Source organism: Desulfofundulus thermosubterraneus DSM 16057 (assembly GCF_900142025.1).
Classification (GTDB): Bacteria; Bacillota; Desulfotomaculia; order Desulfotomaculales; family Desulfovirgulaceae; genus Desulfofundulus; species Desulfofundulus thermosubterraneus.
Genome location: NZ_FQZM01000005.1, coordinates 38,353 through 58,218 on the forward strand (window position 1 = coordinate 38,353; position 19,866 = coordinate 58,218).

The 19,866-nt window shown below is 55.7% G+C and carries 16 protein-coding genes; 4 read left to right on the plus strand and 12 right to left on the minus strand.

From position 1 onward, the window contains the following. Positions 1-16: 16 nt before the first annotated feature. The 5 genes from BUA65_RS02155 to BUA65_RS02175 all read right to left on the minus strand — a co-directional run bounded on the left by BUA65_RS02155 (position 17) and on the right by BUA65_RS02175 (position 5,350). Positions 17-526 carry a TRAP transporter small permease gene (locus BUA65_RS02155; RefSeq protein WP_072867131.1) on the minus strand — a complete coding sequence of 170 codons (510 nt, stop codon included), beginning with the start codon at positions 524-526 and terminating at the stop codon, positions 17-19. A gap of 122 nt (positions 527-648) precedes the next feature. Continuing rightward, complete coding sequence (locus BUA65_RS02160) at positions 649-1,677, minus strand: TRAP transporter substrate-binding protein (RefSeq protein WP_072867132.1); 1,029 nt, start codon at positions 1,675-1,677, stop codon at positions 649-651. A 133-nt stretch (positions 1,678-1,810) separates the two neighbouring features. Beyond that, on the minus strand, positions 1,811-2,872 hold the full coding sequence (locus BUA65_RS02165) for a TRAP transporter substrate-binding protein (protein ID WP_242656208.1): 1,062 nt from the start codon (positions 2,870-2,872) through the stop codon (positions 1,811-1,813). Positions 2,873-3,026: 154 nt separating this feature from the next. Then, on the minus strand, positions 3,027-3,713 hold the full coding sequence (locus BUA65_RS02170) for a response regulator (RefSeq protein ID WP_072867133.1): 687 nt from the start codon (positions 3,711-3,713) through the stop codon (positions 3,027-3,029). Continuing rightward, positions 3,710-5,350 (minus strand): ATP-binding protein, encoded by a 1,641-nt coding sequence (locus BUA65_RS02175; RefSeq protein ID WP_072867134.1) that lies wholly within the window; start codon positions 5,348-5,350, stop codon positions 3,710-3,712. The genes BUA65_RS02170 and BUA65_RS02175 overlap by 4 nt, the downstream gene beginning before the upstream one ends. A gap of 278 nt (positions 5,351-5,628) precedes the next feature. Here BUA65_RS02175 and spoVK point away from each other — a divergent pair, with 278 nt between their 5' ends. From spoVK to BUA65_RS02190, 3 genes are read left to right on the plus strand one after another with little or no spacing between them, the layout of a single operon-like run. Further along, a complete protein-coding gene (spoVK, locus tag BUA65_RS02180; protein ID WP_072867135.1) occupies positions 5,629-6,591 on the plus strand; it encodes a stage V sporulation protein K in 963 nt (320 codons plus the stop codon). Between the two features lie 44 nt (positions 6,592-6,635). Continuing rightward, complete coding sequence (locus tag BUA65_RS02185; protein ID WP_072867136.1) at positions 6,636-7,883, plus strand: methionine gamma-lyase family protein; 1,248 nt, start codon at positions 6,636-6,638, stop codon at positions 7,881-7,883. Beyond that, positions 7,880-8,830: a selenium metabolism-associated LysR family transcriptional regulator gene (locus BUA65_RS02190; RefSeq protein ID WP_072867137.1), complete on the plus strand. Its 951-nt coding sequence runs from the start codon at positions 7,880-7,882 to the stop codon at positions 8,828-8,830. The genes BUA65_RS02185 and BUA65_RS02190 overlap by 4 nt, the downstream gene beginning before the upstream one ends. A gap of 2 nt (positions 8,831-8,832) precedes the next feature. Here BUA65_RS02190 and hfq read toward each other — a convergent pair whose 3' ends face one another. Genes hfq through mutS form a run of 7 tightly spaced genes read right to left on the minus strand, consistent with a single transcriptional unit; the run spans position 8,833 to position 18,350 of the window. Next, a complete protein-coding gene (gene hfq / locus BUA65_RS02195; protein ID WP_072867138.1) occupies positions 8,833-9,075 on the minus strand; it encodes an RNA chaperone Hfq in 243 nt (80 codons plus the stop codon). Then, positions 9,072-10,067, minus strand: coding sequence for a tRNA (adenosine(37)-N6)-dimethylallyltransferase MiaA (gene miaA / locus BUA65_RS02200; protein ID WP_072867139.1), 996 nt, complete (start codon positions 10,065-10,067; stop codon positions 9,072-9,074). Before miaA ends, hfq begins: the two co-directional genes overlap by 4 nt. Beyond that, a complete protein-coding gene (locus tag BUA65_RS02205; protein ID WP_242656209.1) occupies positions 10,067-10,930 on the minus strand; it encodes a class I SAM-dependent methyltransferase in 864 nt (287 codons plus the stop codon). Before BUA65_RS02205 ends, miaA begins: the two co-directional genes overlap by 1 nt. Further along, positions 10,887-12,662 carry a DNA mismatch repair endonuclease MutL gene (mutL, locus tag BUA65_RS02210; protein WP_072867141.1) on the minus strand — a complete coding sequence of 592 codons (1,776 nt, stop codon included), beginning with the start codon at positions 12,660-12,662 and terminating at the stop codon, positions 10,887-10,889. The genes BUA65_RS02205 and mutL overlap by 44 nt, the downstream gene beginning before the upstream one ends. Then, entirely contained in the window at positions 12,663-14,033 is a 1,371-nt protein-coding gene (locus BUA65_RS02215; protein WP_072867142.1) for a histone deacetylase family protein, read from the minus strand. Further along, entirely contained in the window at positions 14,030-15,712 is a 1,683-nt protein-coding gene (locus BUA65_RS02220) for a hydantoinase/oxoprolinase family protein (RefSeq protein ID WP_072867143.1), read from the minus strand. Before BUA65_RS02220 ends, BUA65_RS02215 begins: the two co-directional genes overlap by 4 nt. A gap of 49 nt (positions 15,713-15,761) precedes the next feature. Continuing rightward, positions 15,762-18,350, minus strand: a complete 2,589-nt coding sequence (gene mutS / locus BUA65_RS02225) for a DNA mismatch repair protein MutS (RefSeq protein WP_207543838.1) — start codon at positions 18,348-18,350, stop codon at positions 15,762-15,764. A 172-nt stretch (positions 18,351-18,522) separates the two neighbouring features. On the opposite strand from mutS, the gene miaB reads away from it, so the two are divergent. Beyond that, on the plus strand, positions 18,523-19,863 hold the full coding sequence (miaB, locus tag BUA65_RS02230; RefSeq protein ID WP_072867145.1) for a tRNA (N6-isopentenyl adenosine(37)-C2)-methylthiotransferase MiaB: 1,341 nt from the start codon (positions 18,523-18,525) through the stop codon (positions 19,861-19,863). Positions 19,864-19,866 lie beyond the last annotated feature (3 nt).

A 19,866-nucleotide genomic window follows, 5' to 3' on the forward strand; every position in this document is an offset into this window, starting at 1 on the left:
CTATCCTTCGTTCCTTCTAAAGCGAGCGTTTAGTCTGGGCGGCCATCCAGTCCTTGCCGCCGTTTTTAAAGTGGAAAAAGAGCTTTTCTGCAAAACGTACCGTAAACATGATGCCGCTGATGGGCATGACCAGGTTGACGATCCATAAAGGAAACTGGCTGTCGGTGGAACGCTGCCCGGACACGATGTAAGTATGTACCAGCTGGTACCCGTAAAAGGTGTAAAAGAGGGCAAAACCCACCCCGATTAAATGGGCCACAATGCTCACCTTGTGCCGGATCCCCAGGGGTAGCAGCCTGAAGAACATCTCCACTTTAATATGGTGGTCGTTTCTTAAAGCCACGGCAATACCGCATAAAGTCCCCCATACCACGAAATAAACGGAAAACTCATCCAGCAGGGACTGAGGACGTCCCCAGAAATAACGCAACAGAACGTTGACAAAAACCAGTGTCAGCCCAGTAAACAAAAGACCTCCAGTAAAGTAGTCCTCAAAGGCCGCATAAGCCTTCTTGAATTGCCCCACATTAAACCCCCCTCAAAAAAGGCAGGTGAATGTCATATTTTTTCGTAATTTGGCGAAGCAAGGAGCAAAAAGGGGGACGGGCTGGTGAACCATACCGGGGCCCGCCCCCGGTGAAAAGCTATTTATTTGGTGTTCCTGGCCGCTTCAATGTACTCCTTACCGATCTTGTCGGTATACTTGTCATATACCGGTTTCATGGCTTCGATAAAGGCCTGGCGGTCCGCATCGGTCAGGGTGTAGATTTCCAGCTTGCCGCTGTTCTTCAGGTTCTCGAAGCTCTTCTGGTTCAGTTCGTCGGCCAGCTGGCGTTCATAGTCAGTAGCCTCTTTCATGCATTCCGTGAAGAGTTTTTTCTGTTCGTCGGTCAGGCTGTTCCAGAAGGTGGTGTTGGTGAGCACAACGTAATCAATACGGCCGTGACCGGAGACAGTCATGTATTTCTGCACCTCGGCGTATTTCTGGGTGTCAATGTTGTTAAAGGTGTTCTCCTGGCCATCCACCGTTTTGTTCTGCAGGGCTACATACACCTCACCGAAAGCAATGGTCTGGGAGCCAGCTCCCAAGGCCTTAAACTGCTCATCCAGCACGCCACCGCTCTGGGTCCGGAATTTTAAACCCTTGAAGTCTTCCGGCCTCTTTAAAGGCCGCTTGCTGTTGGTAAAGTGCTTGGAACCGTTGGGCCACCAGGCCAGACCCAGCATACCCTGGGATTCCAGGGAACGCAGCAGCTTCTGGCCATATTCCCCGTCGTAGAACTTATAGGCGGCTTGGTCGCTCGCAAACAGGAAAGGCATATCCACCAGCTGGAAGGCCGGGTTAAATCCCACCAGCTTGGTCGCCGAAGGGGCAATGAGCTGCACGTTGTTAGCCCTCAGGGCCTCCAGCTCTTCCTTATCGCCGTAAAGCTGGGAGGAGGGGTAAACCTCTACCTTGAACTGGCCGTTGGACTTGCTCTCCAGCAGTTCTTTAAATTTTAAGGCCGCCTGTCCCTTGGGTGTGCTTTCAGCCACTACGTGGGAAAATTTAACTACAATGGGTTTCTTCTCCCCGGTCCCCTGGGCGCTCTTCTTTTCTCCGCCACAACCGGAAGCGGTAAGCGCCAGGCCCAGGGCTAAAAGGCCCACCAGAAGGATTTGCCATACCTTTTTCATGTCATTCGACCCCCTTATGATTTTATCAGTCACTCAACTTAAAAACTTCTGAATACTCAGTGTGCGGTTTCCCTGTTATGTAAACAGCACATACCCCCCTTCAGGTCATTTAATAGCAAATAACCATGGCCCTTCAGGAACCGGCGGCACGGGAGCCCTTTAAACGGAACGCTTCCTCCAGCAGCTCAGCACCGATAACCGGCCTGAATTGCTCGTAAAGGGGCTCCAGAGCCGCTTGCCACTTTTCCCTTTCTTCCGCAGTCAGGATGTGTACCTGGACCTTTCCCGACTCTTTAATTTGCTTGAAGTTTTTGTCATTTATGTGTGCCGCCTGATCCCGCTCCCACCGGGTTACCTCGGCCATGGTCTCCTCGATTATTTCACGGATGTCCGGAGGCAATGAGCGCCAGAAGGCGGCGTTGGTCAGCACCACGTAACCAATATAACCATGATTGCTAACCGTCATATAAGGCTGGAGCTGATAAAAGCGCTGGGAATAAATATTGGACATGGTGTTTTCCTGACCGTCCACCTGATTTCCGGACAGGGCACCGTAAACATCGCTAAAGGGCATTTGGGTGGCATTTGCGCCAAGGCTACGGAACTGTTCTTCCAGCACCCGGCTGTTAATCATCACCCGGAATGTTAAACCGGCAAAATCCCTGGGATGCACCAGGGGTCTTTTGCTGTTGGTCATCTGTTTAAATCCATTATCCCAGAAGGCCAGGGGATGAATATTATGGGGTTCCAGGGTGGCAAAAAGCTTTTTGCCTATTTCACCATCCAGCGCCTTGTGCACCTGTTCTTCGTTCTCAAAAAGATATGGTAAATCCAGCAACTGCCACTGGGGAGCCAAGCTGCTTAACTTGGATGTGGTAGGGGCAATGATCTGGACCGCACCTTTTTGCAGGGCGTCCAATTCCTCTCCATCCTTATAGAGTACGGAATTGGGGAAAACCTGGACTTCCACCCGCCCCCCGGTCCGCTCCTGCACCAGCCGGGCAAACCGCCGGGCCGCCTGCCCTTTAGGGGTATCCTCGGCCACCACGTGGGAAAACTTGATGACAATCTTTTCCCGGGGATCTACCTGTTCCCCGTCGGGCCCCCGCCGGTCGCACCCCGTGGTGATCAAGACCACCGCCATGAAGAACAACAACCATTTCTTTGCCCGATCAATCATGGCCGACCACTGCAACCTCCTTTGCGGAGTGACCCCGGGAAGCAAATCTCAATTCAGTAATATGTTAATTGCCCCAGTTTTCTGACACCTCGCCTTAATTCTACCCCCTTTTACCATCAATCCGCAATATTGCGGCCATAAAGTTAATTTTGGTCTTTATGTTCAGCGGTTAAACTATCTTATATCTTTTGACGGGACGTCCCACTGAACCGTACTGCAATTCCACCGTCACCTTGCCCAGCTGGCTCAAATATTCTAAATACCGGCGGGCTGTCACCCTGGCCAGGCCCAGGGCGACGGCCACCTCCTCGGCCGACAGGGCCCCGCCGTCTTTAATGAGCAAAAGTAAAACCTGCTTTAAGGTTACCCCGTTTAAACCCTTGGGCATCTCTTCTGCCCCTTCATCAATAACCACTGGCGCCCTTCCCCAGGCCAACTGGTCGATATCATCCTGTTCCAGCCGGCCTTCTTTATTTAAGCGGCTGTACAAAAGAGCGAAACCCTCCAGGGCACTCCTCAAACGACTGAACTTGAAGGGTTTGATGATGTAATCCACCGCCCCGTAGCGGAAGGCGTTTTGAATCGTCTCCGCATCCTGGGCCGCCGTTACCAGCAATACATCGGTGGGCAAGCCCAGGCGGCGAATTTCCTGCAGGGCGGCCAGGCCACTCATATCCGGCAGGTAAACATCCAAAAGGGTCAGGGCGGGCTTCAACCGGGCCGCCAGCTGCACCGCTTCCTTTCCCGTACGGGCTACGCCCACTACCTTAAAACCGGGTACGGCATTGACAAAACCCCGGTTTACCTCCACCACCATGGGATCATCCTCGACAATCAGTACCTCAATGACGCTCACGATGTCACCCCCTGGATTGCATTGCTCGAGGGTGTACTACAAGGACTTTCCCCCGGAATACGCACTGTAACAGTGGTCCCCTCCCCTTCCCGGGAGTGCACGGTAATCTTTCCGCCGGCAGTATCGACATGCTTTTTCACCAGATACAGGCCAATCCCCCGCCCGGTTCCTTTGGTAGAAAACCCCTGTTCAAAGATCCGCTCCTGGAGATGGGACGGTATGCCCAATCCCCAGTCCCGCACAACCACCACCAAGCCCCCCGAATCATCCCGCATCTCAAATGCCACCCGCCTGCGGGAGGGCTCCACCTCCCGCACCGCATCAAGGGCGTTTTCTAGAAGATTGCCCAGCACCACCCCCAGGGCGGCAGCATCCATATGGGGCGGCAACCGGGACAGCCGGGAGGAGCGGTTGATATGGAGGTCCACCTTTAGCTCCCGGGCCCGGCTATATTTGCCCAGCAACAACCCAGCTATGCTGTAATCACAGATGTTCTTGGTCAGCAGGCGGGTAAGTTCCTGTTGTTCCTCAGTAACGGCAAAGATGTAATCCACCGCCTCCTGCACCCGGTTCAACTGGAGCAGACCGGCAATGGTGTGCAAACGGTTGAGATATTCATGGTTTTGCACTCGCAGGGCCTCCACAAAGGATTTGACCCCGGTCAGTTCTTCGGCCAGGTGATGCACCTCGGTGCGGTCCCGAAAGGAAGCCAGGGCACCCACAACCTCCCCCTTCACCCGCACCGGCACCCGGTTAACAATAACCACCGTGTTTTTTAAAACCCGCTCCTGGTTAAACTCCGGTTGGCCCGTTTGCAACACCCGGGGTAAAAAACTATCCGGGAGCACTTCGGTAATGGACCGGCCCACCACCTCATCATCATCCGTACCCAACAAACGTTTGGCTTCTTCGTTGATCACCGTAATGCGCATATCCCGGTCGATGGCAATAATACCCTCGCCCATGGCCTGGAGCATGGCCGTACGCTCTTCCAGGATGCGGGCAATCTCTTCGGGTTCCAGGGTAAACATGGCCCCCTTAATCCTGCTGGCCAGGTAGAGGGAACCCAGCAAACCGGTCAGCAAACCGATGGCCAAGGATGGGTAGAGCTGGGCCTGGATGGCCCGAAAGAGCTCAGCAAAGGTAGGAGTAATAATACCTACCACCACCACTCCCACCTGTCGCGTGCCTTCATCTACCTTGATGGGGGAAAAGGCACGCACGGCGGGACCCATCACACCGGCGGTACGGGTAATATATTCCCGGTCGGACAGGGCCCGGTCCAGGTCCCTGTCCGAAAACCTGCCTCCGATGCGTTCCGCCACCGGATGGGAGTAACGCACCCGGTTCATATCCACCACGACAATGTACTCCACCCCGGTGGCCAGCCTGATTTTTTCAGCCACGGGCTGAATGATGCTGGCACCGCCGGGATGCCCCACATTATTCTGGATGGCCTCCATCTGGGCCAGGGTCCGGGCAATGGCCAGGGCGCGCCTGCCCATTTCCTCTTCCAACAAGTGGGAAACCTTAACCCCCATGAGTATTACGGCCACTAGAATGGCCAGCAACACCGAAACAAAAGATAAAATGGCCAACCTGGTGCCCAGCGGCAAAAAACGTCGGTAAATCTCCAAAGCACCATCTCTCCTCAGAAAATTAAGGCCATTGTAATTATTAACATAATTCGATACCCAGGGAACCAAACCCTCCTTATTTCAAGGAAATACTGTGCTATAGCAGGAGAAACCAAGGGGGTATAGAAAAATAGCTCTGGGCAGCTCCAAAACTTTAGGAAAAAAAGCCAATGGGAATAATAACCTAAAGAGGCTAAACAATTCCAAAGAAGGTCAATGATCCTCCCGGGCAGGCGTATAATTTTAAAGTAAACCCCTGGTCCGCGAGGTGATCACCTTTGGTGAAAATCAGGCTCTGGCAAAACCACAGTGAACAGAACGGAACTTTAGAAAATGAACGCCGAAACCTTCCTGTTTTTTCACCGGGGGGACAACTGGAAAAAAACCATGGTGGAGGTGAAGACCAGCGCCAGAAAAACGTCCGGGAAATTATGAAAGAACTGGACTCTTTAGTCGGTCTTGCCGGGGTAAAGAAACTGGTGGGCGAAATCCACGCCTTTGTGGAAATACAGCGCCGGCGGCAAAGGGAAAAGCTAGCCACCGAACCCCAGGTTTTGCACATGGTTTTTAAGGGCAATCCAGGGACGGGCAAAACCACCGTGGCCCGCATCATCGGCCGCCTATTCAAAGAAGTGGGGGTTTTACCCAAGGGCCACCTGGTGGAAGTGGAAAGGGCCGACCTGGTAGGGGAATACATCGGCCATACGGCGCAAAAAACCAGGGAGCAGATTAAGAAGGCCCTGGGGGGTATTCTTTTCATCGATGAAGCCTATTCCCTGGCCCGGGGCGGTGAAAAGGATTTTGGACGGGAAGCCATTGACGCCCTGGTCAAAGGAATGGAAGATCACAAGGACAATTTGATTCTTATCCTGGCCGGTTACCGCCAGGAGATGGAATGGTTCATGGAAAGCAACCCGGGCTTACGCTCCCGGTTTCCTATCCACATCACTTTTCCCGATTACACCACCACGGAGCTTTTGGCCATAGCGGACCTGATGTTGAAAAAGCGCCAGTACCATTTGTCCCCGGCAGCCCGGGACGAACTGCGCCTCATTCTGGAGGAAACCCGGTCCCTTCACGTGCACAGCGGCAATGCCCGCCTGGTGCGCAATCTCATCGAACGGGCCATACGCCAGCAGGCAGTGCGCCTGGTTCGCAAAGGACAGGTCAACCGGGAGGACTTGATGACCATCACCCGGGAAGATATACTCCGGGCCCAGGAAAACAATCCAGACATTTGATGTTCCTATGACATACAACTGCCATCACAAAGGGGAGTCTTAAGTTGCAAGCAAAGGACTTAACCGCGTTAGCGGCCACAGTAGAAGATGAAGTAAAGCCTTATTACGAAATAGTCGAAGCCGTATCACGCCAAAACCATGCCCGGGTACTGGCCGCCTTTAACCACGCCCGGGTAAGCGATTACCATTTGAAAGGTTCCACCGGTTACGGTTACGGCGACCAGGGACGGGAAACCCTGGAAAAAGTGTATGCCCGGGCGTTTCAAGCCGAAGCAGCCCTGGTGCGGGGGCAAATTGTCAGCGGCACCCACGCCATTGCCCTGTGCTTGTTTGGAGTTTTGCGTCCCGGAGACGAATTGCTGGCAGTAACGGGAGCACCCTATGATACCCTCCAGGAAATGATCGGCATTAGGGGTCACGCACCGGGAACTTTAAAGGAAATGGGCGTTACCTACCGGCAGGTGGATCTACTGCCCAATGGGAGTCTTGACATGGCTGAAATTGCCCGAGCATTGAATCAACGCACCCGCATGGTAATGTTTCAACGTTCCCGAGGTTACAGTTTGCGCCCTTCCCTAAGCCTGGATGAGATGAGCCGGGCCATCGCATGGATTAAGAAAAAACACCCCCACGTGGTAATCTTTGTGGACAACTGCTACGGTGAATTTGTGGAACCTCTGGAACCCCCGGCGGTGGGAGCGGACCTGGTGGCCGGATCGTTAATTAAAAACCCCGGCGGGGGCCTGGCTCCCGGCGGCGGTTACGTGGTGGGGAGGCAACCTTACGTGGAAATGGCTGCTAGCCGCCTGACGGCACCGGGCCTGGGCAGCGAAGTTGGGCCCAGTCCCGATTACCAGCGCCTGCTCTTCCAGGGGCTCTTCCTGGCTCCCCATGTGGTAGCCGAAGCTTTAAAAGGGGCCATCTTTACCGCCCGCCTCTTTGAACGGCTGGGTTTTAAAGTGGACCCTGTACCCCAGGAAAAACGCACCGACATTGTCCAGGCCATTCTTTTGGGCTCACCCGAAAGAGTGATCGCTTTCTGCCGGGGATTGCAGCAGTCTTCACCCGTGGATTCCCATGTGCGGCCTCAACCGGTGGACATGCCCGGTTACGGTGATGCGGTGATCATGGCTGCCGGCACCTTTGTGCAGGGTTCCTCCATCGAGTTGAGCGCAGACGCGCCCATGCGTGAACCTTACGCGGTGTACATGCAGGGGGGGTTGTCCAAGGAATATGTCCGGCTGGCCGTGCTCGCGGCAGCCAGGGCGGTACTGGCGGTGGAACAGGAATGAACTTAAAACAGCTGGAAACCTTTTTATGGGTAGCGGAACTGCAGAGCTTCACCCGGGCGGCCAAGCATCTTTACATGAGTCAGCCGGCAGTGAGTTTTCAAATAAAGTCGCTGGAGGAAAGTCTGGGTGCCACCCTTTTTTACCGGGGCGATAAAAAGGTGGAACTTACCGAAGCTGGACGCCTTCTCTACCCCGAAGCCCGGCAAATATTGCGCCATTTTCAAAAAATCAAAGCCGGACTGGATGAATTGAAAGGGCTTAAAAGGGGGCATCTTTGTCTGGGAGCCAGCACCATTCCCGGCGAATACCTGCTGCCTTTGCTGATCGGTCGTTTTCACCGTCATTACCCGGGAGTGGAGGTTACCCTGCGCATAGCAGGAAGCGGACAGGTCATCCGCTGGGTGCGGGAGAGGGAAATTGATCTGGGAATCACCGGAGCACCCGTCAAAGAGGAAGGGCTGGAATGTTTGCCCTGGTATCAAGACAGGCTGGTGCTTATTGTAGGAGTCGGACACCCCTGGGTAGACCGGGAAGCAGTGAGTCCGGATGAATTGCTGGCCCAACCCCTGATCTTGCGGGAGCCAGGTTCGGGTACGCGCCGTTCCCTGGAGGAAAAACTGGCCCAGGTAGGCCGTTCCCTGGAAGAAGCGCAGGTGGTAATGGAATTGGGCAGTACCCGGGCCGTTATTACGGCCGTACAGGCCGGCCTGGGGGTCAGCCTGGTTTCCGCCCTGGCCGCCGCCGAACCCCTGGCCCTGGGAAGGGTGTACCAGGTGAATCTGAAGAATATGGACTTGACCCGCTACCTTTATTTGATCCATGCACCAGAATGGCCGGGGAGTTTCGCCGCCGGAGCCTTCTGGGACTTTATTAAACAGGAAGAATGGGCAGGTAAACAAAATAAATCAAACAAAAAGGCCCCTCCAACGGAGAGACCGGCTCCTTGAATTTATTGTGTTTTTTGTTCGGAAAAGGAGGTACTCATGGGACGCATAGGGCTGACGGTGGAAATGGCGTGCTTATAAACCATCATTTGCTTGCCGTCACTTTCCAAAATGACGGTAAAATTGTCAAAGCCCCTGACCACTCCCTTTAGCTGGAAACCGTTGACCAGAAAGATGGTCACGGGAACATTTTCCTTGCGCACCTGATTTAAAAAGGCGTCCTGCAAATTTATTTGTGGCTTGCTCATTGGAAGGTCCCTCCGTCGGTAGTATTTTTTTCTAATTTGCTTTTCGACGTATCTAACAATACTCCTTCTGCCCGTCTCGTAATTTCTCGGGCGACTTCCGTTAAACTGGTATACTGCCCTACATTTACCCAGTTAATCCGCGGGTCCCGTTTGAACCAGGTAAACTGCCTTTTGGCAAAACGCCTCGTGTTCCTTTTGAGCAAACGAACCGCTTCATCCATCGTGGACAGCCCCCGCAGGTAGGCGATAATTTCCTTGTATCCGAGACCCTGCATGGAGGTTAAGCGGGGACTGTACCCCCGGTCTAAAAGGCCCTGCACCTCTTCTACCAGACCCATCTCCATCATCTGATCCACCCGGGCTTCGATGCGCTGGTACAGCCGCTGCCGATCCATGCTCAGTCCAAGGATGAAAAAATTATAAGGAGGCTTTTCCCCTTCTTCCCGCAAGGCGCTTGACATGGGGTGCCCCGTGAGGTGATAAACCTCCAGGGCCCGGATCACCCGTTTTAAGTTGTTTGGATGAACCCGGGCCGCCGTCTCCGGGTCCACCTCGACCAGGCGCCGGTAAAGGGCTTGCGGCCCTTTTTCCTCTGCCTCCCTCACGAGTTTACAGCGAAAATCTTCATCTACGCCGGCGCTGGTGAAATGGTAGGGTTCAATTACCGAGCGGATATAAAGCCCGGTACCCCCGACTAAAAGGGGTAGCCTGCCCCGCTCCCATATTTCACGGATGTGTTGCCGGGCCTGCGCCTGGTAAAGGGCCACGCTGTAGGGCTCATCGGGCTCAATGATGTCAATCATATGGTGGGGAATGCCCCGCCGTTCTTCCATTGTTGGTTTGGCCGTGCCGATATCCATATAGCGGTAGACCAGCATGGAATCGGCGGAAACAATCTCTCCCCCCAATCTTAGGGCTACCTCTACCGAAACGGCGGTTTTACCCACAGCCGTAGGTCCAACCAGGACCAAAAGGGGTGTTGGTGTTTCCATTAACCCGTTCCCCCTCTTTTTTCGATGATCCCGTAAGCCACGGGGGAAGATTTGCCACCCTGAACCCGGGTAAAACCCAACCGCGCAAACTCTCCGCTGTCCCGGGTTTCCTTCATCACCACCCGTCGCCGGGCCACTCTTACGGCTTCCTCTACCGCCTGAACTGAAATGGGGGCGGGATTAGCTACGAGGCGCACGGGGTTGATGGCCGCGGATTTTTCAAGAGGTTTGCGAAACATAGGATCAAAGTAAACCACATCAAAGCTCTCTGGGGCCAGCCCTTTTAAATAAGATAAATGATCGGCGCAAACCACCTCAATGCGGGCCATAGCTTCAATCAATTCCCGGGGGACGCGGTCGCGATAAGTTTTAAGGCCATGCTCTACAAGAACCGCGAGTACAGGGGACGACTCCACCCCTACCACCCGGCCCTGGTTACCTACCCAAAAGGAAGCCACGGTGGCGTCCACCCCCAGGCCCAGGGTGCAGTCTAAAACCCAATCCCCCGGTTGCAGGTCCATGGCTTTAATCATCCAATCAGTTTTTCCAGCCTTTATTGCACTTATACGCAACTTAGCCATGCTAGGGTGCAGAAAAAGCTCTTCACCATTATAGAAACAGGAAACCCGGCGGGCCGAAACCACCAGAACACCGGAAACTCCATATTTTTTAGCCAGAGCAGGAATGGAAAGGCCGGCACGGGGTACCAGGGGCACCCCCAGCCGCAAACTAAACCTGGTAGCCAGTTCCAACTCCGGGGCACCGGCCCGGTGGCCCGTGGTAACCACGCACACGGCCGACAAGAACACCACCTCTGCTTCAGGAGCGCTTAAAGCGTTGAGCCAGTTCATGGTGAGAAACATGGATAATGGTGGGCCTGCCGTGGGGACAGGTAAAGGGATTCCCGGCTGCCGCCAGTTGCTCCAAAAGGGACCTGGCCTCCGCCCCGGATAGTCCTTCCCCGGCCTTTATTGCCGCCCGGCAGGCAGCCTGAGCCGCCAAGTGATGCACCAGGTCCTCCCGGGATGGGGAGCGGCCGGGTTCATCCAGGTAACCAATTATGTCCCGCAAGTAGGATTCACCTTCTCCCGGAGGGAAATCCGGTGGTAGTCCCCGCACTACCACCGTATCCTGGCTGAAGAAATCCAGTACAAATCCCAGGGAAGCGAGGAATTCCCGGTGTGCTTCCAACAGGCGGGCTTCCCGGTGGGTGAGAAAGACATTCACTGGCAGCACAAGCATCTGGGAAGCTGCTCCCGGGCCGGCCAGCGCGGCCAGGTATTTTTCATAGAGAACCCGCTCGTGGGCGGCGTGCTGGTCAATGATATACAGGCCATCCGGTCCCGTGGCTAAAAGATAGGTGGGCATGAGCTGGCCCAGATACTCTACCGCAGGAAAGGAGGGCCCGGCATGGTCATACACCGGCGCCGCTTCGGCCACGTAACCCTCACTGCCAGTCGGGGGGAGGCTGTGCGGCGGATGGTCTGGAAACAAAACCTGTTGTCTGCCGGCCTCCGGCGGGAAGAAACGGGGTACCCGTGGCAGGGGCTCCTCCCGCAAATCAGGCTCGTGCTCCCGCAGCACTGCTCCTGGAATGACCAGCCGGTTGCCCATCAGGGCCTTCCGGACGGCGCGGGTAACGGCCTCCGACACTTCCCTTTCCCGGGCCAGCCGGACCTCCAGCTTGGCCGGGTGAACATTGACATCCAGCAGTTCCGGAGCGACGGAAAGGGAAATCACCGCCACCGGGTAACGGCCGGCCGGCAAAAGGGTGTGATAGGCCTCGCACACCGCCATGGTAACCAGGGAGCTGTACACGTAACGTCCGTTGATCAGCACGGTGACCTGGCGGCGGTTGCTACGGTGCAGGGTGAGCCGCCCGGCATAGCCCTTTATCTGCAGCCAATCCCCGGAGCAGTCCTCTACCGGAAGCATTTGCCGGGCAAGCTCTGAACCGTAGAAGGAAGCAATGACATCCAGCAGCTTGCCGGTCCCCAGCGAGGCAAAAACCTGCCGCCGGTTATGGGTAAACCGTATGGCCACCTCCGGCCGGGCCAGGGCTAGGCGGAAAACATAGTCTCCCACCACACCCCCCTCGGTGCCGGGGGACTTCATATATTTTTTCCTGGCCGGAGTGTTATAGAAAAGGTTTTCCACGGTGACAATGGTCCCCGGAGCCAGGGCGGCGGGGCCGCTATTGATCACCTTGCCCCCCTCCACCTCAAGAAAAGTTCCCCGGTCGGCAGTGGCGGTGCGGGTCTTCAGGGTCAATTTGCTTACCGCGGCTATACTGGGGAGCGCCTCTCCCCTGAAGCCCAGGGTGGTGATCCGGGAAAGATCCGCCGGCCCGCGGATTTTGCTGGTAGCATGGCGTAAAAGGGCAAGCTGCGCGTCCTCCTCGTCCATGCCGCAGCCGTTGTCCCGGACCACAATGCGGGTCAGGCCCCCCTGTTCAATCTCCACCGAGATGGTCGAAGCCCCGGCATCCAGGGAGTTCTCCACCAGTTCCTTGACCACCGAGGCCGGTCTTTCCACCACCTCACCGGCGGCAATCTGGTTGGCCGTAGTTTCATCCAGAATAACAATCTTCGGCAATTATTCCCCCACCTTTGGACCCTCGGAAACCCATTCCTGGCCTTTATCCCGGTCAAAGGCCAGGAAGGTATCGGTGGATTTATCCTGCAGGTAGACAAACTGGTACTGCGCAAGCCCCCTAGCCTGTTCGTAGGCATCGTAAGCCTCAGTTTGACAGGCCCCACAGGCCGTAAAGGGTATGGACACGCAAAACACCCGGTTGGAGTGGCCGTAGCCATGATCGGCCCGGGAGTCAATGGTAATATAGCCGGGGCAGTTGGGACAGCGGCGTACCCTTTCCAGCTGCTCCTCTTCAATGTAGTCGGTATCGTAATAGATGTGCTTACGGCGCTGAAAAAAAGTTCCTGTGCCAAAAATTTTATCTAGATCAACCCGGTCCCTGTTTTCCCATACGTTCCGGAGCTGTTCTACTACCCGTTGTACCCTGGCTACCCGTTCCGGGTTTTCCAGTATCGTTCCGGGCCATTCGGGCTCCCGCACGTAAGAATAGTCATGGCCGGCCAGGGCCAGCAGGATGGCCAAGTTGACATAGGGCAGAGCCGTTTCAATGGCATAACCCCCTTCCAACACCGCCAGGTGGGGATTAAGCTTGCGGGTGAACTCGGCGTAGCCCCTGGCCGTAAAACGCATGCTGCCCAGGGGATCGGTAAAATGGTTGTCCTGCCCCGCGGAGTTGATAATAAATTCCGGTTTAAATTCTTCTAAGATCGGTAAAATCAAATTATCTACCACATAATGAAAGGTCTCATCGCCCAGTCCCGGAGGCAGGGGAATATTAATGGTGCGGGCATAGGCCCCGGGGCCGCCCAGTTCATTGGGAAATCCCGTTCCAGGGTAAATGGTACGCCCGTCCTGGTGAAAGGAGATAAACAGGACATCGGGATCGTGATAGAAGATGTCCTGGGTACCATCCCCATGATGTACGTCCGAGTCGACAATGGCAATGCGCTTAATACCATGGTGGCGGCGCAGGTATTCCACTAGAATGGCCTCATTATTGATATTACAAAAACCCCGGTTGCCGTGGACCACCCGCATGGCATGGTGCCCCGGGGGACGCACCAGGGCAAAACCGTTTTTTAATTCTCCATGCACAATGGCATCGGCCAGCAGGGTGGCCGAACCGGCGGCAATAAGATGTGCCTCGGTAACCTGGCTTTGCACCCGGGGAACACAGAAGTGTACCCGGGCAATGTCGTGGATGGTGGCCAGGCGGGGGGCGTATTCCTCTATTTCGGGCAGATCTAAAACTCCTTCTTCAAAGATCTGATCCCGGGTGTATAAAAGACGTTCTTCCCGTTCCGGGTGGGTGGGCGAAATGGCCCAGTCAAAGGCCGGGAAAAATACCAGGCCGGTTTTATTATTTTTCATTCACTGGTCCCCCCCACTCCCACGTGGTATAAAATCCCCCGCCGGGTCTGTACGGTGACATCAATTAAGCGACCGACCGTCACCCAGTCCCGCACCATGTTGAAGACTTCCCGCCTGGTAACCTCCAACCCTTCCACGCAGTCTTCCAGCCCGTGACGGGCCGCCCGCTTGCACAGCCATTCTTTGGCTAGTTCTAAAGCCTTTTCCTCATTGAAGGAACGTTCGGTGATCTTTCCCTGGTAGCCCTCCTCCTGGATGATGTATATACCCTGCTCCGTGTCGGCCCTTAAGGTTACCTGCAGGGTAGGCCGAGCCACTGCCGCTCCGATGGCGTTGGCCACCGGAGCGTAGGGCGGGATCACCGGGTAACACCCCAAACGGGCAGCAATCTGGGAAACAAAACCGGCCGCCCCACCGCCCACACCCACCACGGTACTGGGGCGTACTTTCTTCTTCTGCAGCACTTCCCAAACCCGGTAAGCCGGCTCCTGCTCCCAGCGGCAAAACATGGCTTCAATTTCCCGGGTAATGGTTTCAATTACCCGGGTGGTCACCCGGCTGGCCATTTCGGCAACGGAAAGCCCTAAAGGTGCGCCCAGCATCTGCATGGCTTCCCGGGCCCGGTCGACATCTCCAAGCCTGGTTAACCCCAGCACCCTTAAGGCATCGGTGGGTGTAGGCAAGGGACCGCCCAGGCAGTAGGGGGCTCCCAGGCGCTCGGAATAAATGATAATGTCCTTCCCTACCCGTTCGACAACGCTGTCGCCTCCCACGGGCACCGATTTCACCGCCAGCGCCCGAACGTGAGTGAGCATGTCATCCACCCGGGCTCCCCGGGAAGCTAAAAGGGGTTGGCCGCTCAAGATCAGGGCCAGGTCGGTAGTGGTACCACCGATATCCACCACCACTGCCGTTTCCCCCGGCGGAGTCAACGCCTGCACTCCCAACGTACTGGCCGCCGGCCCGCTAAAAATGGTTTCCACGGGCGCCTCCAGGGAACTTTCCAGGGGCAGGGTACCGCCGTCGGCCTTGAGAATAAAAATGGCACCCTTTATTCCCCGCTGCGAGATGGCCTCCTGAACGGAACGAACAAAGAACTGGTACTTTTCCCGGGTGGCACAGGTGAGATAAGTGGAAACCACCCGGCGGGGAAAGTTCAATTGTCCGGCCACCTGATGACCCAGCTCCACATGCCAGTCGGGGTAGTTCCATAGTACGCGGGCGGCCACTTCCTTTTCATGACGGTGGTTGCGGCACGAAAATTTACCTACTACAGCCACCTTGCGATAACCCCTGGCTGCCAGTTCTGCGGCAGCCTGGTCCACCTCGGTCAAGCGCAGCGGAATAATCTCCCGCCCCCGGTAGTCAATGGCTCCCTGGATGATATATGTGTCGGTAGGGAAACGGTACAGGCTGGGGCTTAAGCCGGGCCCGGGCATGAGGATCAAGCCCACGGGATCGTATTTCTTTTCCGCAATCAAATTTGTGATCACGGTGGTGCTGAAGACCACCCGCTCCACCAGTTCCCCCTCCACTCCTTTCATAATCTCGTCCAGGGCTTCAAGAAGGGAGGATAACAGGTCCTCCCGGGTAGGCACCTTGGCCATAGCCCGGACCAGCCCCCGATCCAGGAGAACCGCATCAGTACATGTGCCCCCTACATCTATGCCTATATACACGGGAAGGTTTCACCCCCTACCGAAATCTCTTTTTCCAGGGATGACCACTCTAACTACCGTGGCCGGCTGCCCGCCTTACACCCTGTTTTAAACTCCGCTGCCAGGCGGCAAGGGTATTCAGGGCCTCCAGGGGGGTCATTTGCCACAGATCCAGTTTCACCAGTTCATCCAGGATAGGATGTTTGGGAACCGCAGTTTTCTCTTCCCTGTGAGCCGGCAAGTCCCTTGACGCCGGGTTTACAGCTCCCCCGTCCCGGCGGCACTCCAGTTCGTGGAGTATTTCTGCGGCTCTTTGCAGGATTTCCCCGGGCAAGCCCGCCAGGCGGGCCACCTGGATGCCGTAACTGCGATCTGCCCGCCCGGGACGCACCCGGCGCAGGAAAACTACGTCTTCTCCCCTTTCCTCCACGGCAACGGTAAAATTTTTGACCCCTGGCAAGACATCCAGCTCAGTCAATTCGTGATAATGAGTGGAAAAGAGGGTTCGGGCACCGATGCGGCGCACGATGTATTCCACCAGTGCCCGGGCAATGCTGATGCCATCGTAAGTGCTGGTGCCCCGCCCCACCTCGTCCATGATGATCAAGCTCCGGGGCGTGGCCGCACTGACAATTACCTGACACTCGCTCATCTCCACCATGAAAGTGCTTTGCCCCGCGGCCAGATCGTCGCTGGCCCCCACCCGGGTAAAAATACGATCCACAATACCTATTTCCCCGGAGGCAGCGGGAATAAAGCTACCCACCTGAGCCATTAATACCAGCAGGGCTACCTGGCGCATATAGGTGCTCTTCCCCGCCATATTGGGTCCGGTGAGCAGGATCAGGCGGGTATCGCCTCCCAGATCCACGTCGTTGGGTACAAATTCCCCCGGCTCCAGCACCTGCTCCACCACCGGGTGACGCCCTTCCCGGATGGTTATGCGGGAGCCGTCGTTTACTTCGGGACGGACATAATTTCCCTTCACCGCTGACTCAGCCAGGGAAAGAAGGGCATCGGTACGGGCTACCGCCCCCGCTGCCTGTTGAATGCGCCTCACCTGCGCAGACACTTTTTCCCTTATTTCGGTAAATATACGGTATTCCAGCTGAACAAGCCTTTCTTCCGCTCCCAGGATTTGTTCTTCCAGTTCCTTTAACTCCGGGGTAATAAAACGCTCCGCCCCGGCCAGGGTCTGCTTGCGTATGTAGTCGGAGGGCACAAGATTAAGGTTGGGGCGGGTTACTTCCAGGTAATAACCAAACACCTTATTAAAGCCTACCTTCAAGGAGCGGATACCGGTACGCTCCTTTTCCCGGGCTTCCAGCTGGGCCAGCCAGTTTTTACCCTCCCGGCTGGCCTGGCGCAGGCGGTCCACCTCGGGATGATATCCCTCCCGGATGACACCACCTTCCCTGGAACCGGCAGGGGCATCGGCGTCAATAGCTTCATCTAAAAGCTGGACAACATCTTCCAGGCAGTCCAGATCTCCGGCAATCTCCTGCCAGAGGGGAGCTTTTTTATTGCACAGCACCTTTTTTACCTGCGGCAAAACGGCCAGGGAGTTTTTTAAAGCAAGCAAATCCCGGGGGCCGGCGGTGCCATAGACTACCCGAGAGGATAACCTTTCCAAATCGTAGATGGTCTTTAAAAGTTGCTGCAGTTCCTGGCGGGCAAGACTATCATTGACCAGTTCCTCCACCGCATCCTGACGGGCCCGAATGGCCTGCACATCCAGCAGGGGGCGCTCCAACCAGGACTTCAACAAACGCCCGCCCATGGCCGTTACCGTGTGGTCCAGCACCCAGAGAAGGGTACCCCAACGGGAGCCATCCCTTAAGGAACTAGTTAACTCCAGATTGCGCCGGGTGACCCCGTCCAAATGCATGTACTGGCCCGCACTGTATATTTCTACCCGGTTGAGCTGGCCCAGTTCCCGCTTCTGGGTGGCTTTAAGGTAATTCAACATTCCCCCGGCACAGAGGATGGCCAGGGGCAGGCCGCTTAAACCGGAGCGGGTCCAACCCGTTCCCAGCTGTTCCTGTATGCTCCGGACCGCCTCCCCCCGCTCGAAGGCGGCGGGGCTCCAGAAGGAAGCAACCGCTTTGGGCAGCCGGGACTTGACGGCCCTGGCCAGCTCCCGGTAAAAGGGTATATCGGGCAGGAGAACCTCGGCCGGTTCCAGGCGGGTCAGTTCATCCAGCAAGGCATCCCGGCCGCTTATCTGGGTAACCATGAACAGGCCCGTGGTTACGTCCACCACGGCCAGACCGTAAGCATTGCCTTTTTCAACTACAGCCGCCAGGAAATTATGTCTCCTTTCCTCCAGGCATTCCATGATCGTGCCGGGGGTAACCACCCGGGTCACTTCCCGCTGCACGATCCCCCTGGCATCGGCCGGGTCCTCAACCTGGTCGCAAATGGCCACCTTGTAACCCCGTTCAATTAAACGGGCAATATAGGTTTCCGCCGCATGATAGGGCACCCCGCACATGGGCACCCGGCCTGCTGCCCCGGCGTCCCTTCCGGTAAGAGTAATTTCCAGTTCCCGCGAGGCTACCAGGGCATCATCAAAAAACATTTCGTAAAAATCCCCGAGACGAAAAAAGAGTATAGCATCTTGATAATTCTGTTTAATCTGCAAATACTGCTTCAGCATGGGGGTATAGGACACCAATAATCCCCTCCTGGGCACCATTATAACACAAAGAACTGCCTGGCAAAAGGAAAACCCGGTCCCGAGGGCCAGGCTCCGAAACCCTAATGAAAATAAGTTTGCGCCCGGTCCCCAAATAAGATATAATACGAGGAGTAACGGGAAGGGATCAGGTATGAAGGAAAGAATACCCACCTATGAAGTAATAACCTTTGGCTGCCAGATGAATGACCACGACTCGGAAGTAATGGCCGGCATGCTGGAATCTCTGGGTTACGAACCAGCTGCCAGCACTGATGAGGCCGATGTAATACTGGTGAACACCTGCTGTGTGCGGGAAACAGCCGAAAATAAGATATACGGCCTTTTAGGGCGCCTAGCTCACTTAAAGGGTAGAAGAAAGGGCAACCTGATCATTGGCATAGCTGGATGCATGACCCAGCAGCCGGAAGTAGCCCGCAAAATCAAAAACCGTTTTCCCCAGGTGGATCTCATCCTGGGTACCCATAACTTGCACCGCCTGCCCGAACTCCTTTTACAGGCCCGGGAATGCCGGGAAAGGGTCATGGAGGTATGGGATCAAGCTGGAGAGATTGTGGAAAACCTGCCCATCCGCCGGGCCTCCAAGGTGAAGGCCTGGGTAAACATCACCTACGGCTGCAATAATTTTTGCACCTACTGTATTGTACCTTACGTGCGCGGGCGGGAGCGCAGCCGCCGGCCGGAAGATATCCTTAACGAGATTCGCCGGCTGGTACAGGAAGGCTACCGGGAAGTCACCCTTTTAGGGCAAAATGTGAACTCTTACGGCAAGGATTTGCCCGGACCGATCAGTTTTGCCCGCCTGCTAACAGAAGTGGATCAAATTCCGGGCCTTTGGCGTATTCGTTTTACCACCTCCCATCCCCGGGATTTTACCCCGGAACTGATTGATACCATTGCCCGCTGTCCCCACGTATGCGAACATATACATCTGCCCGTACAGGCAGGCAGCAACCGTATCCTGAAGCTGATGAACCGGGGTTACGACCGGAACTATTACCTGAACTTGGTAGAGCGCATTCGCCGGGCTATACCCGGCGTGGCCATAACCACTGATATCATGGTAGGGTTCCCCGGGGAAACGGAAGAGGATTTTACCCAGACCATGGATCTGGTGGAAAGGGTGCGCTTTGATGGCGCTTTTACCTTTGTATATAACCCCCGACCGGGCACCCCGGCAGCGCGCTTCCCTGAGCAGGTACCCGACGAAATAAAGAGCGAAAGGATCCAAAAGCTCATTGAAAGACAAAACGAAATCACCCTAGCCCATAACCAGGCCCTCGTTGGCCGGGTGGAGCAGGTTCTGGTGGAAGGCGAAAGCAAAACCAACCCCGAAATGATGAGCGGCCGCACCAGGACCAACCGGCTGGTGATTTTCCCCGGCTCCAGGGATCTCGCCGGACAACTGGTGAATGTGACCGTTACCGGAGCCCGCCTCACTCACCTGGAAGGCAAATTGGCGGCGACGGTATGATCA

What these genes read in the sequence shown, in the direction of transcription:
- miaB (WP_072867145.1), top strand. Translation starts at nt 18,523, where the DNA reads ATGAAGGAAAGAATACCCACCTATGAAGTAATAACCTTTGGCTGCCAG.
- BUA65_RS02215 (WP_072867142.1), bottom strand. Translation starts at nt 14,033, where the DNA reads ATGAAAAATAATAAAACCGGCCTGGTATTTTTCCCGGCCTTTGACTGG.
- BUA65_RS02160 (WP_072867132.1), bottom strand. Translation starts at nt 1,677, where the DNA reads ATGAAAAAGGTATGGCAAATCCTTCTGGTGGGCCTTTTAGCCCTGGGC.
- miaA (WP_072867139.1), bottom strand. Translation starts at nt 10,067, where the DNA reads ATGGAAACACCAACACCCCTTTTGGTCCTGGTTGGACCTACGGCTGTG.
- hfq (WP_072867138.1), bottom strand. Translation starts at nt 9,075, where the DNA reads ATGAGCAAGCCACAAATAAATTTGCAGGACGCCTTTTTAAATCAGGTG.
- mutS (WP_207543838.1), bottom strand. Translation starts at nt 18,350, where the DNA reads ATGCTGAAGCAGTATTTGCAGATTAAACAGAATTATCAAGATGCTATA.
- BUA65_RS02190 (WP_072867137.1), top strand. Translation starts at nt 7,880, where the DNA reads ATGAACTTAAAACAGCTGGAAACCTTTTTATGGGTAGCGGAACTGCAG.
- BUA65_RS02205 (WP_242656209.1), bottom strand. Translation starts at nt 10,930, where the DNA reads ATGTTTCTCACCATGAACTGGCTCAACGCTTTAAGCGCTCCTGAAGCA.